Source organism: Rhizobium sp. 05N49 (genome assembly GCF_056396805.1).
Map to the genome: position 1 here is coordinate 1 of NZ_JBFTME010000021.1, position 19787 is coordinate 19787.

The following is a 19787-nucleotide window of genomic DNA, read 5'->3' on the forward strand; positions in this document are numbered from 1 at the left end:
CCGCGTCACGCACCACACCATGGTGCATGAGCAGATGAGCCGCTTCTTCACCGGCTTCCGCCGCGACGCCCACCCGATGGCCGTCATGTGCGGCTGCGTCGGCGCGCTTTCGGCCTTCTATCATGACTCTACCGACATCACCGATCCGCACCAGCGCATGGTCGCCAGCCTGCGCATGATCGCGAAGATGCCGACGCTTGCCGCCATGGCCTACAAGTACCATATCGGCCAGCCCTTCGTTTACCCGAAGAACGACCTGGACTACGCGTCCAACTTCCTGCGCATGTGCTTTGCCGTTCCGTGCGAAGAATATGTCGTCAATCCGGTGCTTGCACGCGCCATGGACCGTATCTTCATCCTGCATGCCGATCACGAGCAGAACGCGTCGACCTCGACGGTCCGTCTCGCCGGCTCTTCGGGCGCCAACCCGTTCGCCTGTATCGCTGCCGGCATCGCCTGCCTCTGGGGCCCAGCTCACGGCGGTGCTAACGAAGCAGCTCTCAACATGCTGACGGAAATTGGCACGGTTGACCGCATTCCGGAATATGTCGCTCGCGCCAAGGACAAGAACGATCCGTTCCGCCTGATGGGCTTTGGTCACCGCGTCTACAAGAACTACGATCCGCGCGCCAAGATCATGCAGAAGACCACGCATGAAGTCCTCGGCGAACTCGGCATCAAGGACGATCCGCTTCTCGAAGTTGCTATGGAACTCGAGCGTATCGCTCTGACCGACTCCTATTTCATCGAGAAGAAGCTCTATCCGAACATCGACTTCTATTCGGGTATCACGCTGAAGGCTCTGGGCTTCCCCACGACGATGTTCACCGTGCTCTTCGCTCTCGCTCGCACCGTCGGCTGGATCGCACAGTGGAACGAAATGATCGAAGATCCGGAACAGCGCATTGGTCGTCCGCGCCAGCTCTATATCGGCGAGCCCAAGCGCGATTACGTGCCGGTTTCCAAGCGCTAAGCGCTGACCTTTAGACAAAAAAGAACCCGGTCAGGAATGACCGGTTTTTTTGTTGGCGAGAACATCGAGCAATATCTGCGCCGCGTGCTCTCCGGGTGGACTCTTCGTCCGCATGCGCTGCCAGATGAGCTCGTAACCCTCCTTCATCGCCTTGAGCTGGTAGGTGTCGGCCGCCAGCCTTTCCATCCAGCGTGCGAGGCTGGCACCACGAACAATGTCGTTCAGATATTCCGGCACGACGGCGTAGTCGGCGATCAGATTGGGCAATGCGCCGGTCCAGGTCTTGATGCCCGATGTCAGCATGCGCATGATCCAGTCGACCTTGTAGGCGGAAACGACGGGAACATCGGCAAGCGCCAGTTCAAGGATCACGGTTCCGGATGCCGCCATGGCCGCATCGGCTTCAGCGAAGGCTTTCCACTTCGCCTCGGCACCGACGACGATGTCAAGCTTGGCCGACCATCCCGCCGTCAGTTCGCGTACGAGTGCCTCCTTGTGCGCTACCGTTGGCAGAATGAAGCGCATCGCGCCATTGCGGGCAACGAGCTCATGAGCGGCAGCCTCGAAATAAGGCAGAAGCTTCCTGATCTCTGACGAACGCGAGCCGGGAAGAAGCAGGATCGTGCCATTGCCCGGCCTCCGACCGTCGCGCAGGCGGCGGGTTTCCAGAAGCGCGGGATCCGCGACCAGACGATGCCCGACGTAAGTGGTGGTCGGGCCATTGAGGCGCTGCATCGCTTCGGGCTCAAAAGGCAGAACGGCCAGCACATGATCGACGTAGGCGAGCATGCGCTGCGCGCGGTATTCCTTCCAAGCCCAGACACTCGGGCAGACATAGTTGACGACAGGCAGATCCGGTAGCGCCGTGCGCACGCGTTTTGCGACGCGATGGGTGAAATCCGGGCTATCGATGATGAGCAGAATATCGGGTTTCGCGGCAATGATCGACGCCGTCGTCTGCCGGATGAGGGACCAGAGCTTCGGCAGCTTTGCCAGCACCTGGGTGATGCCCATGATGGAAAGCTCGGAGAAATCGAACAGCGATTTCAGGCCCTGGCCCTGCAGCCCCTCACCGCCGACGCCGACAAGCTCGATAGGTCCGGAATAGATCTTCTTGAGCCCGGCGATGAGATCTGCACCCAAGAGATCGCCGGAGACTTCGCCGGCTATGACGGCAATCTTCAGCGGTCTTTCGCTCATTGAAGCCCCCATCCCGGCAACCCCTTGTCGATACCGCAGACAAAAAGGCCGTTCTCGCCTGCTGCCTTGATAAGCGCGTCACGATCCAGCACCAGAGATCGTCCAGCCTCGATCGCGACTCCCGCAAGGCCAGCGGCCTTGGCATTGAGAATAGTGGAAACGCCAATCGCAGGCAGATCGGCGCGGATATCCTGCTGCGGCTTGCAGAGCTTGACGAGCACACCGCGGCGACGCGGCGAAATACGGCCTGCGGCCCTGAGCGCTGCCACGCGCTCCAGCATGCCGTCTGTGCCCTCCAGCCCCTCCATCGCGACAACACGACCGCCGATCGACACAGCGCCCTGGCCGATGTCCAAACGGCCAAGTGCCTCCGCCGCCTCGCCAGCACGAGCGATATCGCGCCGATCGTCATCGCCAGGCACAATAGCGCCGAGAGGGCCGACAGTTGCCAGAAGATCGGGCGCGATCTCGTGCGCACCGACCACGCGCAATCCCTCGCCTTCGATCAGCTTGATGACCATCTGCAGAACCGTGTCGTCTCCACCGGACAAGAGCGTGCGGATGGCCGAGGGAACCTTGCGCAGTATGCGCAGTGTCGGCCGCACCTCACGCCATTCCGGCCGGCGGCGCACGCTGCCCGACATGACGACGCGGTCAATGCGATATTTCTTGAAGAGCCTATCCAGGGCAGCGAAATCACCGATACCGATCGTGGCATGGTCGAAACCGTCCCAGCGACGGTCGCCCTCATCCTTCAGGACCACGATGACAGGGTTTTCGCCGGCAGAACGTGCAGCCTCGGCGACATAGGACGGCAGAAGGCCGCCGCCGGCAATAATCGCCAGTCGGCCTTCAGCGGTGTCACCAGCAGAAGCCACCGATCAGCCCTTCTGTCCCCGGCTCGGCGAAGACAGCGCGCGATCACTCTCGGCCGCGATGAAATCGAGGATCTCGACCACTTGCTCGCAATTGGCATATTCGTCACGAATTTGGGCGGCATTCTCGCGGATCGAGCCGGGACCCTCGAAGATCGCCTTGTAGGCACGGCGAACGGTATGAATGACAGCGCGATCAACGCCGGCGCGTGTCATGCCGACGACGTTGAGGCCGCTCAGGATGCCCGGATTGCCATTCAGCATACCGTAGGGAATGACATCGTAACTCACGGCGGACAGACCGCCGACAAAGGCGTATTTGCCGACACGGGTGAACTGGTGCACAGCCGCGCCACCGCTGATGATTGCGTGATCGCCGATCGCAACGTGGCCAGCCAGCATGACATTGTTGGACATGATGACATGGTTGCCGACCCGGCAATCATGCGCGACATGCGAATAGGCGAGAAAAAGGCTGTTGTCGCCGATGATAGTCGAACCGCCATGCTCGACGGTGCCGGTGTTCATCGTGACGCCTTCGCGAATGGTGCAGTTGCGGCCGATGATCAAGGTCGTATCAACGTGACTGTGACGGGCACTCTGGGAGTCTCCGCCGATGACGGCCGAAGGAAATATACGCGTACCGGCACCAACGGTCGTCAGACCGAGTACAACCACATGGCTGATCAGTTCAACATTGTCTTGAAGCGTGACCTTGGGGCCAACATGGCAAAAAGGGCCGACCACCACGCCTTCACCGACCGTGGCACCGTCCTCGACAACGGCCATGGGATGAATTCTGGCGCTTTCGGCAATCATGCTCATGCATTGTCCTTACGTACGATCATCGCGCCGATATCGGCCTCGGCGACGAGCGCGCCCTCGACCTTTGCGTCGCAATGGAATTTCCAGATATTGCCGCGCTGCTTGATTTTTTGCACGTGATATTCAACGCGGTCGCCCGGCACGACCGGCTTGCGGAAGCGGGCATTGTCGATCGTCATGAAGTAGACGAGGTTGCCGGTCTGGCCTTCTTTCTTGGCGCAGATCGCGCCGGCCGTCTGCGCCATGCCTTCGACAAGCAGTACGCCTGGCATGATCGGTGCTTCAGGGAAGTGACCGGTGAAATGAGGCTCATTGACCGTGACATTCTTGATGCCTACGGCTGCATTGTCGCCGTCGATATTGATGATCTTGTCGACCATCAAAAACGGATAGCGGTGCGGCAACAGCTTCATGATTTCCATGATGTCTGCCGAAGAAAGCGTGCTGGCTGTTTCCTCAGTCATTCTTGGCTCCCTTTTTTCCGCGCACTCCAGATTTTGCCATGATCTGGGCAACGTCTTTCAGATAATCATTTAGAGGACGCGCCGGTATTCCGCCATAGCGGCCGCCCGCAGCAAGGTCGGTCATCACACCGCTCTTTGCAGCGATCTGTACGCCGTCTCCAATGGTGATATGCCCCTTCAGGCCGACCTGTCCACCGATCTGCACGCCATCGCCGACAATCGTGCTGCCGGCAAGGCCGACCTGCGAAACGATGGCGCAATGACGGCCGATGCGAACATTGTGGCCGATCTGGACCTGGTTATCGACTTTGGTTCCCTCGCCGATGACGGTATCGTCCATGGCGCCCCGGTCGATCGTGGTATTGGCGCCGATCTCGACATTGTCCTGGATGATCACCCGGCCAATCTGCACGATCTTGATCATGCCACGCGGGCCAGGTGCGTAACCAAAGCCGTCCTGACCGATGCGCACGCCGTTATGGATGATGACACCATTGCCGATAAGCGCACAGAGAATGCTCACGCCCGTCGCAATCGAGCCGTTTCGGCCAATCTTGACGTTCGGACCGATGATCGATTGCGCGCCGATGCGCGTTCCTTCACCGATTTCCGCTCCGGGGCCGATGATCGCCATCGGTTCGACGATCACGCCCTTCTCGAGGCGTGCGGTCGGATCGATGATCGCGCTTGGCGCAATCTCCGTCTCGCCGGAGGAAAACGTCACCGGCTTCAGCGCTGCGGGATAAAGATATCCGCCGGCCATAGCAAAGGCTGCATGTGGATTGGATGAGATCACGACCGGGATATTCGACGGCACGAGCCCGACCATCGCCTTGTCGCAAATCACCGCCGATGCCGAACAGGTCGAGAACTCGTCAAGATTACGGCGCGAGAGGATATAACAGATATCGCCCGCTTGCGCTCTCGCGATCGGCGAGACCGAACGGACGATGACATCACCATGAGCGGAATTGGCAAGTTCCGCCCCAAGAAATTGCGCCAACTCAACGAGCTTCACGCCTTCATGGGGCAGAAAAAAAGTATTTTGCTCCATCGGCAAAACTCCAGAACGGAATTGAAATTTACAGTTCCGGACTGCCGATATCAGAATTGGTTGTTAATGCCAAACTTGAAGCGCTGAGTCTTGTCGAAGTCTTCCTTCAAGACCGGGATCGCATAGTCGACACGCAACGCGCCAAAGGGCGACTGCCAGATCACACCAACACCAACCGAAGCGCGCAGGGACGAACCATCACCTTCTTCGGTATCAGCGCCGAGAAGCTCGACATCGTTGCCGAACAGCGTACCGGCATCCGCAAAGACTGCGCCGCGCAGGTTGAAGTCACGCGGGAAGCCCGGCATCGGGAACGTCGCTTCGGCAGAAGCGGTGAAGTAGGTCGTACCACCGAGCGGATCGTCCGGGCTGGTGATGCGCGGGCCGATGCCCTTGTTCTCGAAGCCGCGGATATCGGAATTGGTCAGCGTGAACTGGTCGAAGACGTTCAGGTGATCACCGAAGCCAACGACATAACCAGCTGAAGCCGAGACCGAGCCGATGATGTCGGCATCGTCAGCGAGCAGGTGGTAGTAACGGGCCTTACCGTAGATCTTGTAGTACTGGGAGTCGCCGCCCAGGCCTGCAATTTCCTGCGTCGCAGTGGCATAGATACCTTCACGCGGCAGGACGGTATCGTCCAGCGTATTGTAGGTCAGCGTCTGCGATATGGAAGACCGAGTCCACGGGCTTTCGTTGACCAGGTTTTGATAGGTAGCGGACAAATCGTCCAGACTGCTTCCGCTGGAATCGTACTTCATCTGCTTGTAGTTATAGCGGAACGTCGTTGCCAGATCTTCGGTGATCGGCGCCGTTACGCGCAGGACACCGCTGGTTTCTTCGTAATCGTAGTTGTCGTTGCTCGACGTCTCGCTGTGATTGACATCGAAACCGGCAGCAAGGCGATAACCGAGGAAGTAGGGCTCGGTGAAGTTAATACCGTAGGAGCGCGAGCCTTCCTCACCGCCACCGGCCGAAACGCGGATGTACTGACCGCGGCCGAGGAAGTTCTTTTCTTCGATCGAAGCTTCGAGCAGCAGGCCGTCGCCGCCGGCCGCATAACCGGCGCCGATACCGAACGAACCGGTCGACTGATCCTGGACATCGACAACAATGACAACACGGTCGGGCGAGCTGCCCGGCTGGGTCGAGATGTTGACCGAGGAGAAGTAGCCGAGCGCCTCAAGACGGCGCTTTGCGCGGGTAATCATCTGCTGATTGAAGGCATCGCCTTCGCTGAGATCGAACTCGCGGCGGATAACGTAATCGCGCGTGCGGCTGTTGCCACGGATTTCGATACGCTCGACATAGGCGCGCTCGCCCTGGTCGACGAGGTATTCGACGCCGATCGTGTTGTTGTTCAGGTCGCGATTGCCGCGCGGCGTGACGCGTGCGAAGGGATAACCGGCCGAAGCAACCTGATCCGAAATCGCCTCGATGGATTTCTGGACTTCCTTGGCGCTGTAGACCTGGCCTTCCCGCGTATCGACGAGCGACTGAAGCTGCTGGGCATCGACACCCTCAACGGTCGACTGGACGCTGACCGGACCGAAGTCATAACGCGGGCCCTCTTCGATGTTGAAGGTCAGCGTGTACTTGTTCGTGGATTCGTCGAACGCGGCATCAGAAGAAACGATGCGCATGTCGGCATAACCGCGGTTGTAGTAGAACTGGCGCAGCGCGTCTTCATCAGCGTGGAGCTTGTCTTCGTTGTAAACGTCCTTGCGGGTCAGGAACGAGAGAAAGTTCGAACGCTTGGTCTGAATGACAGCGGCAAGACGACCGGCACTATAGGCCTGGTTGCCGACGAAATTGATGGCGGCGATCTTGGTGCGGTCGCCTTCGTTGATGACGAAAGCGAGGTTGACGCGGCCTTCGCCGAGCGGCACGACCTGCGTCGTCACTTCGACTTCACTGCGGCCGGTCGCCGCATAGGCTTCCTTGATCGCGGCGATGTCGGACTGGATCTGCGCATCGCTGTACGGGCCAGCGGCATGCGTCTTGACGACGGCGGCGAGCTTGTCGTCCTTGACCTTGCGGTTGCCGTTAAAGACGACCTGGTTGACGAGCTGGGCTTCCTGAACGTTGACGACGAGCGTGCTGCCGGAAACCGAAATCTTGACGTCAGAGAAATAGCCGGTGCCGTAAAGCTGCTTTACGGAGTCGTCGATATCCGTGTTGGAGAAGCTCTTGCCGGGGGTAATGGTGAGGTTCGACCGAACGGCTTCGGCACCGACACGGCTCGCACCGCGCACGTCGATCCGCTGAATGACGGCAGCTTGCGCAGCCGTAGCCGAAACGAAAGTCAAAGCACCTGCGCCAGAAGCAACAACACTAGCAGACAGCGCAATCGCCGATACTGCGTTCAAAAACCTTGAACCAGCCTTCATTTCACCCATTACCTTTTTCCCTCGTCTCCGGCCCCGGGAGAGACCCGATTCCGGCCACGTGTGTCGTTTTACCCGCTTTTGACATACAAGCAAGGGAGCTCGTTAATTTCTGTTTACTTCATTTCGAACCGTGACCCATTCGCCACTACAGCTTTGAAACATCGTAAATAAACAGTAATTTTCCTTCACTCATACGCACTACCCAATGAGCGCGCTAATGTCATTCCAGGTCGCAAAAACCATTAATGTAAGCACCATGGCCAGGCCAATGCGAAACGCAATTTCCTGAGCCGAAGAACCGAGCGGCCTTCCCCTGACCGCTTCCACCGCATAGAACATCAGGTGGCCGCCATCAAGTACCGGAACCGGCATCAAATTCAGCAATCCAATCGAAACTGACAAAACCGCAGCGAGCTGCAGCAGCGCGCCTATTCCAAGCGTAGCCATCTGGCCCGAAGCTTGCGCCACGCGGATTGGCCCACCCAATTGATCGGCTTTCATTGCTCCGGTGAGCAGGTTGCCGATATATTTGAAGGTGCCGGTCACGATATGCCAGGTCTGGATCACGCCTTCATGCAGCGCTTGCAGCGGCGTGAAGGTCTGCAGTCGGAAGTGGCCGACCTCTTCGTTGGTGACGATCCCGATCAGACCGACCTCGATCTTGTTGCCGAACTGGTCGGTGATGTCGGTGCGCTGCGGCACCATCGGCAGATCCATCTTCTCGCCGTTACGCTCGACCGTGACGACGATATTCTGGTTCGGACGAATGCTGACATAGCGGCGCACATCGTCAAAAGTCTGGACCTTGGTCCCGTCGATGGAGACGAGCAGGTCGCCCGGCAACACGCCGGCCGCCGCAGCAGCGCTGTCCGGCTTCACTTCGGCGACGACAGGATCGGACACAGTGCGGCCATAGACCGCGAAAAGAACCGTGAAGATGGCAATAGCCAGGATGAAATTGGCGATCGGGCCGGCTGCGACGGTTGCAGCACGCTTCCACAGCTTTGCCCCGGCGAAGGAACGCTCGCGCTCCTCGTCCGTCATCACTGCCAGCTTGTCGGTATCCGGCTTGCTGGACGCATCCTCGTCCCCGAAAAAGCGAACATAGCCGCCGAGCGGGATCGCCGAGATCTTCCAGCGCGTTCCGTGACGATCGGTAAAACCAACAATCTCCGGGCCAAAGCCCACGGAAAAGGCGAGGATACGGATACCGCTCCAGCGCCCGACGAGATAGTGGCCCATTTCATGCACGAAAACGAGCAGCGACAGCACGATGACGAAGGGGACGATATAGCCCGTCAAAAAACCGAATATTCCGGTCACCGCTTCCATGAGTTCCTTCTTCTATCTGGCCGCAACGATCAAAGGCCGAACAATGCCGCACCGAGCGAGGTCGTCCCGGTGCCCTTTATCAGCGAAAAAAGGCCAGCAAGCAAGAACGCTGAAAAACAGGCGAAAATCAGTCCATCGACACGGTCCATCACCCCGCCATGTCCCGGAATGAGACGGCTGGAGTCCTTCACGCCGAATTTTCGCTTGATGAAACTTTCGAAAAGATCGCCTGACTGGCTGAAGACGGACAGAATGAGCGCGATCACTGCGGCGCGATCCACGGCTTCCGGAACAAGAAAATGAACAATGACGGCTCCGGCAATGACAGCCGAAATGGCACCACCTACGGCCCCGGACCAGGTCTTCCCAGGCGAGATGCGCGGAGCAAGCTTTGGACCGCCAATCGCGCGTCCGACGAAATAGGCGAGAATATCGGTTGCCCAGACCACCGCGAAGATGAAAAGCATCGCATAGAGGCCAAGCGTTTCATCGCCGCGGATCGCGGCAAGCGCCAGTCCAGTACCCCCTGCATATAAAAGGCCCGGAGCGAACCAGCGGCTGGCGCGATGCAGAAAGATCATGGCGATGCCGAGAGCGGTCAAGGCGATCAACATTCCCAAGGCATATTCGAATGCGCCTGCCAAAACGAGCAGGGCAACCACCACCTCGCCCACCCAGCCGAGCACGTTTGTGACCCGGTCGCGGGCGATGCCTGTAATCGTCGACCATTCATAATAGATCAGGAGCGCGATCGCCGCCGCCACAATGCGGAAGATAGAGCCGCCATACCAGGTGGCGGCAAGAATGATGATCGCGAGAATCAGGCCTGAAACGATACGGAGCTTCAGTTCCTGCTTCATCGTCAGGTGTTCACTGCTGCGGCCTGAGCGGAAAGACCACCGAAGCGGCGATCGCGCGAGGCAAACTTCTCAAGCGCCGATAGGAAGAGTTCGCGGCTGAAGTCGGGCCAATATTCCGGCAGGAAGACGAATTCCGAGTAGGCAGCCTGCCATAACAGGAAATTGGAGAGCCGCTCTTCGCCACTGGTGCGAATGATGAGATCAGGGTCGGGAATGCCGGCCGTATCCAGCCGGGCATCGATCAGCGCGGGCGTGATGTCCTGCGACCTGAGACGCCCCTCCTCCACATCCTTGGCGAGGCTCATCATAGCGCGGGCGATCTCGTCGCGAGACCCGTAGTTGAAGGCGATGACGAGTGTCAGCGCCGTATTGGCCTTGGTCGTTTCCTCGGCTTCCAGCAGGAGCTTGAGAATGTCGCTGCGCAGGTTGACACGGTCACCGATCACCCTGATGCGCACATTCTGCCGGTGAAGCTCTGCGAGATCGCTGCGGATGAACGCCTTCAGGAGGCCGAGAAGATCAGTGACCTCGGCTTCCGGGCGACGCCAGTTCTCTGAGGAAAAGGCAAAGAGCGTCAGATATTTGATGCCAAGATCGCCGGCAGTGCGCACGGTCTGGCGAACGGTCTCGACCGCTCTGCGGTGTCCCATCGTCCGCGGCAGGCCGCGCTGCTTTGCCCAACGACCGTTGCCATCCATGATGATGGCAACATGTTCTGGCGCAGTCAAAAATGAGGTTTCCGACATTTTCTGTCCGGTCTTTCTTGGCGGGGACGCAAGTATACTAGACTTGCATGATTTCCTTTTCTTTCTCGCCAAGCAAGCGGTCGATTTCCAAAATCGTATCGTCCGTCATTTTCTGAACACGTTCCGACTGTGCCCGGCTTTCGTCCTGGCCGATTACGCCATCCTTTTCGGCTTTCTTAAGGCCGTCCATGCCGTCGCGTCGTACGTGGCGAATCGCAACCTTGCTCTTTTCGGCATAGTCATGGGCGACCTTGACGAGTGACTTGCGGCGCTCTTCGTTGAGCTCCGGCAGCGGGATGCGAAGGTTCTGGCCGTCGACGATCGGGTTCAGGCCGAGATTCGATTCGCGAATCGAACGGTCTACTGCGCCCACCATGCTCTTGTCCCAGACGGATACCGTCAGCATGCGTGGCTCCGGCACCGTGATGTTGGCGACCTGGTTCAGCGGCATACGCGAACCATAGGCTTCTACCGTCACCGGATCGAGAATGTTGGCCGAAGCGCGGCCCGTGCGCAGCGATGCGATGTCGCTCTTGAACGCGGAAACCGCGCCATCCATACGGCGCTTCAGTTCCTTGATGTCGATACCTTCACTCATACCTATTCTCCTGTCTCAGAAGATTTGCGCCGGTAACGGCACAGCTCCCTATCAGTTGTCGGACACGATGGTCTTGAGACCACCACCCGTCAAGATTTCAGCGAAACGTCCCTTCTCGTGAATCGAGAAAACAACGATCGGAATGGAATTCTCGCGCGCGAGTGCAACAGCGGCCACATCCATGACCGCAAGGCCCCGGTCGAGAACCTCCTTGTGCGTCAGATGGTCGAAACGCGTCGCTTCCGGATCCTTCTTCGGATCGGCGGTGTATATGCCGTCGACCTGCGTGCCCTTGAAGATTGCCTCGGCGCCCATTTCGGCGGCGCGCAGCGCTGCAGCAGAATCAGTGGTGAAGAAAGGATTGCCCGTGCCGCCGGCGAAAATAACCACCCTGCCGAGCGACAGGTGATACAACGTGGCGCGCTGCGAGAAGCTTTCGCAGATTTCCGGCATGGAGATTGCCGACAGAACCACCGTATCGATATTCAGCTTGCGCAGCGAGGTCGCCAGCGCAAGCGCGTTGATGACCGTGCCGAGCATGCCCATGTGGTCACCGGTGACGCGGTCGCCACCCTTGGACGCAACCGCGACGCCACGGAAGATGTTACCGCCGCCGATGACGACGCCGACTTCGACACCCATCTGCCGCGCATCGGCAATGTCGGACGCGATGCGGTCTGCCACCGCAACGTCGATACCGAAGCCCTGGGAACCCATCATAGCTTCCCCAGAAGCCTTGAGTAGAACACGTTTGTAGATTGGTTCCGACGTCATGTTGGCTCCTCGTATATTGCCGCAATTGCCCGATACACGAAGGGCACCGCGTTGTCACGCGATGCCCTTCGGTTTTCCCAAATATGGCTGAAAGATCAGCCCTTGGCGACAGCAGCGACTTCGGCTGCGAAGTCGGTCTCTTCCTTCTCGACGCCTTCGCCGAGGAGCAGACGGGCCATGCCGACGACTTCGATCGCAGCGCCGGCTTCCTTTTCGGCTGCCTTGACCGCAGCACCGACCGTCAGTTCCGGGTTGATGACGAAAGACTGCGAGAGAAGGGCTACTTCTTCGAAGAACTTGCGCATGCGGCCTTCGACCATCTTTTCGATGATGGCTTCCGGCTTGCCGGATTCGCGGGACTGCTCGATGAAGACGTTGCGTTCGCGTTCGGCGACTGCGGCATCGACTTCTTCGGCACGGATCGCCAGCGGGTTGGTCGCGGCAATGTGCATAGCAACCTGGCGGCCGATCGAGGACAGGACGGCCTTGTCGCCCACCGACTTCAGCGCGACGAGAACGCCGAGCTTGCCGATACCGTCGCCGGCAGCGTTATGGATGTAAGTCGCGACGACGCCGTGCTCGACTTCCAGCTTGGCTGCACGACGAAGCGTCATGTTCTCGCCGATGGTTGCGATCGCTTCCTTGATGGTGTCGGCGACCGGCTTGCCGGATGCCGGATAGGTCGCAGCCGAAATGGCTTCGACGGTGCCGTCGGTGGAAAGCGCAACTTCAGCGATGCCGCGTGCGAGATCCTGGAAGGCATCGTTACGGGCAACGAAGTCGGTTTCGGAATTGAGCTCGATGACGACAGCCTTGTGACCGGCGCCGGCGATGGCGACCAGGCCTTCAGCTGCGGCGCGGCCGGACTTCTTGTCGGCCTTGGAGATGCCCTTGGCGCGCAGCCAGTCGATCGCGGCTTCGATGTCGCCGTTGGTCTCGGTCAGCGCCTTCTTGCAGTCCATCATGCCTGCGCCGGACTTTTCGCGCAGTTCCTTCACCAGTGCAGCCGTAATCTCGGTCATAAGCTTCCTCTTGTCGGTTTATTCGGTGGCCCGCAGAACGCGGTGCGGCACCGGATTGAGGCACGAAATGTACCTGTATGTATGACAGCGTTATGAAGACGCGCCATACAGAATTCATGGAGGCAAAAGCAATCACAGCTTCCGCCTGAAACGGGCAAGGCCGCCGAACTTCTGAGAGTCGCGAGCGGCCTTTCCCAATCCTTGCAAGCTTGGGCGGAGCTTTGCTCCACCCGCTTTTATCAGGCTTCGCTCGCCTCATCGAGCGCCGGCTCGAACGGAACTTCGGTCGAAGCGCCGAGGTCGCGGCCCGATCCGCTCTGCTGACGGGCGATACCGTCGATCGCAGCGCGGGCGATCAGGTCGCAGTACAGAGCGATGGCGCGCGAGGCGTCGTCGTTGCCCGGGATCGGATAGTCGATCAGGTCCGGATCGCAGTTCGAGTCGATGATGGCGACGACCGGGATGCCGAGGCGCTTGGCTTCGTCGATCGCGATCTTTTCCTTGTTGGTGTCAATGATGAACATCAGGTCCGGCGTGCCGCCCATGTCCTTGATACCGCCGAGGGCCTTGTCGAGCTTTTCGCGCTCGCGCTCGAGGTTCAGGCGCTCCTTCTTGGAGTAGCCGGACTGCTCGGAGCTCAGGATTTCGTCGAGCTTGCGCAGGCGCTGGATCGAGTTGGAGATCGTCTTCCAGTTCGTCATCATGCCGCCGAGCCAACGCGAGTTGACGTAGTACTGGGCAGAACGCTTGGCCGAGTCAGCGATCAGCTCGGAAGCCTGACGCTTGGTGCCAACGAAGAGAACGCGGCCGCCACGAGCAACGGTGTCGGACACGACCTGCAGGGCGCGCGACAGCATCGGAACGGTCTGAGCCAGGTCGATGATGTGGATGTTGTTACGATCGCCGAAAATGTAGGGCTTCATCTTCGGGTTCCAGCGGTGCGTCTGGTGACCGAAGTGGACGCCTGCTTCGAGAAGCTGGCGCATAGAAAAATCAGGCAATGCCATGCCTTTTACTCCTTTGCCGGTTGAACCTCCGCAAGGCGAACAGCATCCTCTTTGAAGATGCCACCGGGCGGAAAAGCCGGATTTCTCCCGGACGATCCCATGCCTTACGTGTGGAATGCGCGTGCCCTTACATTCGATTTTCCGCAAAAGCAAGGCTTGTGCCAAAAAATCTGCCTTGGACAGCGCTCGATATATAGACCCGAACGGTTCAGTTTGCCAGCATGTTGAGCAACGCCAGCATGACACCGGCATCCGGGATCGGCAGCACCGCATCGATCTCGGATGGCAGAAGGCCGGCAATCGTCCCCTGCGTATCGCCGGTCGCCGTGCCGAGCGGTCCGCGGAAACCATGTTTGGTCCAGGCAAGCTCCTGCAGCCTTGCGCTCGTCAGTGCCTCGATCAGTCGTTCGGCCGTTTGGTCGACGACGATCAGCGGGTGGGCCGAGTAGACGGTCGGGCGCGGATAGAGGACGACAGGCTTGGCGCCCTGCCCCGACTGGATGCGGCTCCACCTGTCGGGATCGGCAAGCGCCCATTCGACCAGCTGATTCTCGTAGCCGATGATCATCGGCTCGCCGCCGAGGCCGCCTGCGAGATACTGATCGAACAGCTTGCCTGAAGACGGCGATTTGAAACCCATGTTGCGGAAGATCGACTGCACCTTGCCGCCAAACCGGGTGAGATCATCTGGTGTTGCGACATTGCCGCTGAAGAGGCTGAGCGCAAGGCCCGAGAAGATGAAGCCGGAATTCGAGCGGTTCGGATCGGTGGAGACGATGCGCGCCCGGCCGTAGAGTGTGGCGACGCCGAGTTTCGACCAGTCGGTGCCGGCAAGAATGGCATCGAGCAAGGCCTTAAGGTCAAGCTGATGATGACCGTCGACTACGGTCACGAGACCCGATTTGATCAGTCCATCCACGACAGGCTGCCATGTGTAGACGACGACAGGCGTGTTCAGCATGACCCTGTCATCGCGGATCTTCACGCCGCTCTGGCGGGCGATATCCACCATGATGGACGACGACGGCCAGAGAAATTGCGGGTTCTGCGACAGCAAGGCTTGCTCGCGAACCATCTCGACCGAGCCGGCGACGCGACTGTCGATCGATAGGCCGTAGTCCTTGACGGCGTCGACGACGTCGGGATCGGCAAGGAAAGCCTCCTTCTCGCCACCGACGAAGCCGAACAGCTTTGTACGCGTCCCCAGCAGGCCCTGCAGCTCCGGCCGGTCGCGAACGGCGAAATAACCGCCCGTGCCGGCGATACCGGTGGCAAGCAATCCAACTCCAAAGGCGCGGCGGGAGAGAGCCATCAGCGTCCGAGATCCTCTTTGAGCGATGCCTGGATAAGGCGCAGGTCGGTGTCGAGCGTGCCAAGCGCATCATCGACAAGGCTGTCGGCATAGTGAACGAAGGCATCCTCCAGCTTTACCAGTACAGCGCGGACGTCCTCCAACTGCTTGATGTCGGGCGCGCGTTTCGCCTCGATTGCCGCAAAGCCCTCTGCAACCTCGGCCGCACGCGGCAGATAGTAGCTGAGGAAACGGCGCACGGCATTGGCGCTCTCCGGCTTTGCCTCCACCGTGCGGAAGACATCGGCGGCTATTTCAGCCAGGTGACGCACGCGCGCTGCGGTCTGCCTATCGGTGATATCGTCGGCTGCCGCCTCCAGCCTTTGCGCGGACGGCACCGCCGCTTCCAGCAATTCCCTTGCGAAGGCGAGACGACCGCGGCCGATCACCTTGATATCGAGACCTTCGAAAAGCCTGCGCGGCGCCAGAAGGAAAACGAGGCCGGCAAAAACCAGAAGGCCAATGACGGCGGCAATCCAGAACGGCATGCCGGTGGCAAACGTCAGGACGGGGACGAGAATGGCGGTCACCAATCCCGCCATGATCCAGTTGCCGTCATTGCCGAGCCAGTTGCGCATGCCGGTCCTAGTTGTAGCCGCGGGCGGTGCGGAATGCCGTCGCAAGGTCCGACCGGCCATCGAAGACACGTGCCGCGGTCGCTGCCGCCAGACTGTCGAGCTGGGTCTTGTCCGCATCGCCGAAGGTGATCCCGAAGATCGGCACGCGTGGTTCCATCGCATTCCAGTCGCTCATGAAGGCTGCACTCTGGTCATCCGATCTGCCGTCAGTCATGATGATGATCGCCGGCAGATAATTGCCGAGGTCCCCGGTCTTCGTCATCTGCTGAAGTGCGCGTTCGGCGCAGGCATACATATTGGTGCCGCCGCCTGCATGCTGTCCGGAAACGGCGTTGAGAAGCCCCTGCTGTTCCATCGTGTCGCCCGAGGCCGAGAAGATATCGCGGACATTGGCATCGAACGGAATGATGAAGATGCGGTCGGCCGGCGACCATTGCACCAGAACCTTGCTTGCCTCCTCGGGCGTGAAGAGGAAGCGCATCGCCTGCTGCAGACTGTTCTCGCCATCTCCCTGCATCGAGCCGGAGAAATCGAGGCAGAGTACCGTCAATGACGGTTTGCGCAGTGCCGCCTGATAGAGCGTGAGCGCCTGGCGGATCACGGCCGTTTCCGGCATGCGGATCGCGGTCACCAGTTTGGCAGGATCGAAATTCCAGCTCGGCTCAGCTTCGGCGGTGACGCTGCCGAGCGGCAGGCGGCGGCCGGTTTCGGCAATCCTCTTCTGCACATCGGGCGAACGCAGATAGGTGAGCAGATCCTTGAAAAAGGCCTGGACCTCGGGACCCCGGCCATGATCGACAAAGCCGATCGGCGAATCCGCCATCGCCACGCCATCGGCGGGATAAATGGCATAGAGCGGCTCCTTGCCCATGCCTGACAGCTTGTCGTTGGTTTCCTTTATGACAGCCTCATAATTCCACATCGCATCATAGACCGTGCCCTTGCCGGCCGAGTCCGTATAGAGGTCGGCAAGCCAGCCCGACGAGCCAGAGGAGCGCACGACGCCGGCAAGCAGGCTTCGAACGGTGTCCTGCACAGTCTTGTTGTCGAGATCGCCCGGCTCGATGACAGGCTTGTTGCCGAGCGCGCTTGAAAGCATGGCGAGATAGGCGCTGGCACCGGAATTCGACTGGGTGGCCGATGTCATCAGGAATTTCAGCGATCCGCTGTTCACCGCTGTCAGGATATCCTTCATGAAGACATCCTTGCCGACCCAACCGAGCTGCTCGGCCTTCGACTTGCGCACGCCGAGGATGACGGGTGTCTGCGCCACCGATGTCAGGTCCTTGACCCTGCGTTTGGCATCGAACATGTCGACCCAGACGCTGGAGGCCGGCCACACGGCATCCTGCTCCACGCCTTGATCGCTTTGCAGCGCAAGGCCAATATCGAGCGTGCCCTCATATTTGAAGGAGCAGGTCGCGTGTTTCTCCTTGCAGAATTCCTCGACGATCGGCTGCAGGATGGTGTTTTCCGAGCCGGAAACGATGGAAAAATTCGGGCCGCGGGTGAAAGCATCGCAGCCTGCCAGTGCCACCAGGCCGGACAGGGTGAGCGCGGACACGAGTGATCGGATAATGATTTTGCCGCTCACGCCTGGGTCATCGCCTTCTTGAGGTCGATTGTCAGCTGTTCCATCTGCTGCTCGGCCTGTGTACGCTTCTTGCGCCCCTCTTCCTGCACGCGCAGCACGCCGGTGACGGTATCGATCAGATCCTGATTGGCCTTGGCAAGTGTTTCCATATCGACAATGCCGCGCTGCGACTGCTGCTCGATGGCGATCGCCTGATCCTTCATCATTTCGGAAGCCTGGCGGATCATGTCATTGGTGGCGTCGGTCACAGTCTTCTGCAGGTCCAGGGCCGATTTCTGCCGTGTGAGCCCCAGAAGGATCACCATCTTCTGCTTCCAGGCGGGAACCGTCAGCGCCGAGGTCGCCTGCAGGTTCTCGATCAGCGTCTCGTCGCCGGCCTGGACGATGCGGATCTGCGGAAGCTGCTGAATGCCGAGCTGGCGCGCCTGCTGCAGATAGAAGATGCGCTTTTCAAGCCGGTCGAGCGCCTGGACACTGTCCTGATAGGTCTGGGCTTCCAGCATGCCGCCACCGGGGCTGGAGGATGCGGCATCGGCCGTGCTCTTCAACTTCGGCAGCTCGATCGAACGAAACTGCTCGGCGAAATTCTTGCCTGCCTGGACATAGGCATCGAGCTTCACGATCGACTGCTTCGTCTCTTCATGCAGGTCGTCGAGAAGGGCGATGTCGCGACGCAGCGTATCCTTGTGGCGGTCGAGCTCCAGGCCGATGCGGTCTATCTGGCCGGCGACATCCTCGAACTCCTCCTTGAAGCGCTCGAGACGCGCCTTCGCGGAGAGGAACACGCGGCTCAGGAAACCCCTGTCCTTGATCGAGGCGGGGTCAAGGCTCTTCGATTTCAGGATGATGTCGGTCAAAAGCTTTCCGACCTCGCCAAGATCCTTATTGCGCACCTCGCGCAGGATCCTGTCGGCATAGTCACTGACGGCTTGCTGCGCGCGGTCGCCGTAAACGGAGATGCCGGCACGGTCTGCAATACTGATAGTGTCCGTAATGCGGGCGACTTCCTTGGGATCGGCGGCGATCGCCGGCAGGGGAGCATTCTGGACAGTCGCGAGATCGGTATCGGCCATTCGGGTCGTCTTTCTCGGCTTGTGGCGCAATTGGTGTTACGAATTGCGACCCCATAATCGGAGCAAATGGGTCAAACGCCACGCAGGACCGGAAAGGCAGAATTCCGCAAAGACCGGCCCGCGACGACTCATCTGCGGGACGACAGTTTAGCTGTACTAGAAATACTGTTTTATGACAGGCGCTTACGTCGGTGCAAAAGCCGTCTTACTGGCAGGCAGGCGCAGCCTTCTTGTCGAGCAGCTCGAGCTTGGCGAGCTTGCCGGTCAGGACGAAGTCTCCATAATCCATCGTCAGATCCCGGGTGATGCCGTTCTCGTAGAGCTTGAACGACATACGGTAGACCGGCAGCGTGTCGGATTTGGCATTCTCGTTAAAATAGGAGATGGTCACCGGCCAGAACGAAGACTTGGCAAACTCGCCGGCATTGTCGGCATCGGCCTCGTCCGCAGCCGGAGTTTCCTGCTTGCCCACGATCGTCGTCGTTACCAGGGATTTGTCGCCGTCGTCAGAGCCGTCGAAAACGCGCGCCTCGAAGAAACGCTTGCCGTCCTTGGCGTTCTGGATGACGTCGAGCATGTGCTCGGTCGGAAAACGGCTTTCCGCGAGCTGCAGTTCACGGCTTGCCGGCTGCTTGAGATCGACCTTCACACCCTCCGGCTTGTCTTCGGCCGCACCGTTGACTTCCTTGTCGAGCTGATCGTCGGTGAAGGACTTGGTGTCGAAAGTGAACTTGCCGTCCTTCAGGCTTTCAAAGGTTTTGGTCTGCTGATCGCTGACGCGCACGTTGTCGCCGGTATCAATCTGGGTGACGAAGCGGAAGTTGGTGGTGAAGCCTTCGCAGTAATTGCCGTCGAACTCATAGACCATGCGGCCATACATGGAAGCGATGCCCGAGCGTTCCGAAGCATCCTTCAGTTCCAGATCGTAGACGGCGCGGTGAGCGACAAGCCCGGTCGCGATCGCAGCGCTCGTCGCCGGCGCGGCCGCCGAAACATTGGCGGAGACGCTCGCGAGAAGAAGAGCGGCAAGTGACGATCGGAACATTCATTAACTCCTGTTGGACTCGTCCG

19 protein-coding genes are annotated in these 19787 nt (G+C 59.5%); 1 reads left to right on the forward strand and 18 read right to left on the reverse strand.

Going from position 1 to position 19787, the window contains the following annotated elements:
* Nucleotides 1-973: citrate synthase (gene gltA / locus AC1DF8_RS29370; protein WP_478156067.1), on the forward strand; the 973-nt coding region annotated here is incomplete at its 5' end.
* A gap of 30 nt (nucleotides 974-1003) precedes the next feature.
* Here gltA and lpxB read toward each other — a convergent pair.
* The 18 genes from lpxB to AC1DF8_RS29460 form a co-directional block, all read right to left on the reverse strand.
* Nucleotides 1004-2173 carry a lipid-A-disaccharide synthase gene (gene lpxB / locus AC1DF8_RS29375; protein ID WP_478156069.1) on the reverse strand — a complete coding sequence of 390 codons (1170 nt, stop codon included), beginning with the start codon at nucleotides 2171-2173 and terminating at the stop codon, nucleotides 1004-1006.
* On the reverse strand, nucleotides 2170-3051 hold the full coding sequence (locus AC1DF8_RS29380) for an LpxI family protein (RefSeq protein WP_478156071.1): 882 nt from the start codon (nucleotides 3049-3051) through the stop codon (nucleotides 2170-2172). The genes lpxB and AC1DF8_RS29380 overlap by 4 nt, the downstream gene beginning before the upstream one ends.
* A gap of 3 nt (nucleotides 3052-3054) precedes the next feature.
* Complete coding sequence (gene lpxA / locus AC1DF8_RS29385; RefSeq protein ID WP_478156072.1) at nucleotides 3055-3873, reverse strand: acyl-ACP--UDP-N-acetylglucosamine O-acyltransferase; 819 nt, start codon at nucleotides 3871-3873, stop codon at nucleotides 3055-3057.
* Complete coding sequence (gene fabZ / locus AC1DF8_RS29390; protein ID WP_112547831.1) at nucleotides 3870-4337, reverse strand: 3-hydroxyacyl-ACP dehydratase FabZ; 468 nt, start codon at nucleotides 4335-4337, stop codon at nucleotides 3870-3872. Before fabZ ends, lpxA begins: the two co-directional genes overlap by 4 nt.
* Entirely contained in the window at nucleotides 4330-5391 is a 1062-nt protein-coding gene (gene lpxD, locus AC1DF8_RS29395; RefSeq protein ID WP_113013614.1) for a UDP-3-O-(3-hydroxymyristoyl)glucosamine N-acyltransferase, read from the reverse strand. The genes fabZ and lpxD overlap by 8 nt, the downstream gene beginning before the upstream one ends.
* A gap of 50 nt (nucleotides 5392-5441) precedes the next feature.
* Nucleotides 5442-7781, reverse strand: a complete 2340-nt coding sequence (gene bamA, locus AC1DF8_RS29400; RefSeq protein WP_112547851.1) for an outer membrane protein assembly factor BamA — start codon at nucleotides 7779-7781, stop codon at nucleotides 5442-5444.
* Between the two features lie 198 nt (nucleotides 7782-7979).
* Nucleotides 7980-9113, reverse strand: coding sequence for an RIP metalloprotease RseP (gene rseP, locus AC1DF8_RS29405; protein WP_112968462.1), 1134 nt, complete (start codon nucleotides 9111-9113; stop codon nucleotides 7980-7982).
* Nucleotides 9114-9142: 29 nt separating this feature from the next.
* On the reverse strand, nucleotides 9143-9973 hold the full coding sequence (locus AC1DF8_RS29410; RefSeq protein WP_478156075.1) for a phosphatidate cytidylyltransferase: 831 nt from the start codon (nucleotides 9971-9973) through the stop codon (nucleotides 9143-9145).
* A 2-nt stretch (nucleotides 9974-9975) separates the two neighbouring features.
* Nucleotides 9976-10719, reverse strand: a complete 744-nt coding sequence (locus tag AC1DF8_RS29415; RefSeq protein ID WP_029869054.1) for an isoprenyl transferase — start codon at nucleotides 10717-10719, stop codon at nucleotides 9976-9978.
* A 37-nt stretch (nucleotides 10720-10756) separates the two neighbouring features.
* Entirely contained in the window at nucleotides 10757-11317 is a 561-nt protein-coding gene (gene frr / locus AC1DF8_RS29420) for a ribosome recycling factor (protein ID WP_029869055.1), read from the reverse strand.
* A 51-nt stretch (nucleotides 11318-11368) separates the two neighbouring features.
* Entirely contained in the window at nucleotides 11369-12091 is a 723-nt protein-coding gene (gene pyrH / locus AC1DF8_RS29425; protein ID WP_029869056.1) for a UMP kinase, read from the reverse strand.
* 95 nt (nucleotides 12092-12186) lie between these two features.
* Nucleotides 12187-13113: a translation elongation factor Ts gene (tsf, locus tag AC1DF8_RS29430; protein WP_029869057.1), complete on the reverse strand. Its 927-nt coding sequence runs from the start codon at nucleotides 13111-13113 to the stop codon at nucleotides 12187-12189.
* A gap of 239 nt (nucleotides 13114-13352) precedes the next feature.
* On the reverse strand, nucleotides 13353-14120 hold the full coding sequence (rpsB, locus tag AC1DF8_RS29435; RefSeq protein ID WP_029869058.1) for a 30S ribosomal protein S2: 768 nt from the start codon (nucleotides 14118-14120) through the stop codon (nucleotides 13353-13355).
* Nucleotides 14121-14328: 208 nt separating this feature from the next.
* Complete coding sequence (locus tag AC1DF8_RS29440) at nucleotides 14329-15432, reverse strand: hypothetical protein (RefSeq protein WP_478156079.1); 1104 nt, start codon at nucleotides 15430-15432, stop codon at nucleotides 14329-14331.
* Complete coding sequence (locus AC1DF8_RS29445) at nucleotides 15432-16049, reverse strand: 5-bromo-4-chloroindolyl phosphate hydrolysis family protein (RefSeq protein ID WP_478156081.1); 618 nt, start codon at nucleotides 16047-16049, stop codon at nucleotides 15432-15434. Before AC1DF8_RS29445 ends, AC1DF8_RS29440 begins: the two co-directional genes overlap by 1 nt.
* Before the next feature lie 7 nt (nucleotides 16050-16056).
* Nucleotides 16057-17625, reverse strand: coding sequence for a substrate-binding domain-containing protein (locus AC1DF8_RS29450; RefSeq protein WP_478156164.1), 1569 nt, complete (start codon nucleotides 17623-17625; stop codon nucleotides 16057-16059).
* 14 nt (nucleotides 17626-17639) lie between these two features.
* A complete protein-coding gene (locus AC1DF8_RS29455) occupies nucleotides 17640-18716 on the reverse strand; it encodes a toxic anion resistance protein (protein WP_478156083.1) in 1077 nt (358 codons plus the stop codon).
* A 205-nt stretch (nucleotides 18717-18921) separates the two neighbouring features.
* On the reverse strand, nucleotides 18922-19761 hold the full coding sequence (locus AC1DF8_RS29460) for a cell envelope integrity EipB family protein (RefSeq protein ID WP_029868876.1): 840 nt from the start codon (nucleotides 19759-19761) through the stop codon (nucleotides 18922-18924).
* Nucleotides 19762-19787: the final 26 nt, after the last annotated feature.

Bases quoted from the DNA above. Each gene is read 5' to 3' on its own strand.
- lpxB (WP_478156069.1), bottom strand. From the start codon at position 2,173: ATGAGCGAAAGACCGCTGAAGATTGCCGTCATAGCCGGCGAAGTCTCC.
- lpxA (WP_478156072.1), bottom strand. From the start codon at position 3,873: ATGAGCATGATTGCCGAAAGCGCCAGAATTCATCCCATGGCCGTTGTC.
- fabZ (WP_112547831.1), bottom strand. From the start codon at position 4,337: ATGACTGAGGAAACAGCCAGCACGCTTTCTTCGGCAGACATCATGGAA.
- lpxD (WP_113013614.1), bottom strand. From the start codon at position 5,391: ATGGAGCAAAATACTTTTTTTCTGCCCCATGAAGGCGTGAAGCTCGTT.
- bamA (WP_112547851.1), bottom strand. From the start codon at position 7,781: ATGAAGGCTGGTTCAAGGTTTTTGAACGCAGTATCGGCGATTGCGCTG.
- rseP (WP_112968462.1), bottom strand. From the start codon at position 9,113: ATGGAAGCGGTGACCGGAATATTCGGTTTTTTGACGGGCTATATCGTC.
- AC1DF8_RS29410 (WP_478156075.1), bottom strand. From the start codon at position 9,973: ATGAAGCAGGAACTGAAGCTCCGTATCGTTTCAGGCCTGATTCTCGCG.
- AC1DF8_RS29415 (WP_029869054.1), bottom strand. From the start codon at position 10,719: ATGTCGGAAACCTCATTTTTGACTGCGCCAGAACATGTTGCCATCATC.
- frr (WP_029869055.1), bottom strand. From the start codon at position 11,317: ATGAGTGAAGGTATCGACATCAAGGAACTGAAGCGCCGTATGGATGGC.
- pyrH (WP_029869056.1), bottom strand. From the start codon at position 12,091: ATGACGTCGGAACCAATCTACAAACGTGTTCTACTCAAGGCTTCTGGG.
- tsf (WP_029869057.1), bottom strand. From the start codon at position 13,113: ATGACCGAGATTACGGCTGCACTGGTGAAGGAACTGCGCGAAAAGTCC.
- rpsB (WP_029869058.1), bottom strand. From the start codon at position 14,120: ATGGCATTGCCTGATTTTTCTATGCGCCAGCTTCTCGAAGCAGGCGTC.
- AC1DF8_RS29440 (WP_478156079.1), bottom strand. From the start codon at position 15,432: ATGGCTCTCTCCCGCCGCGCCTTTGGAGTTGGATTGCTTGCCACCGGT.
- AC1DF8_RS29445 (WP_478156081.1), bottom strand. From the start codon at position 16,049: ATGCGCAACTGGCTCGGCAATGACGGCAACTGGATCATGGCGGGATTG.
- AC1DF8_RS29455 (WP_478156083.1), bottom strand. From the start codon at position 18,716: ATGGCCGATACCGATCTCGCGACTGTCCAGAATGCTCCCCTGCCGGCG.
- AC1DF8_RS29460 (WP_029868876.1), bottom strand. From the start codon at position 19,761: ATGTTCCGATCGTCACTTGCCGCTCTTCTTCTCGCGAGCGTCTCCGCC.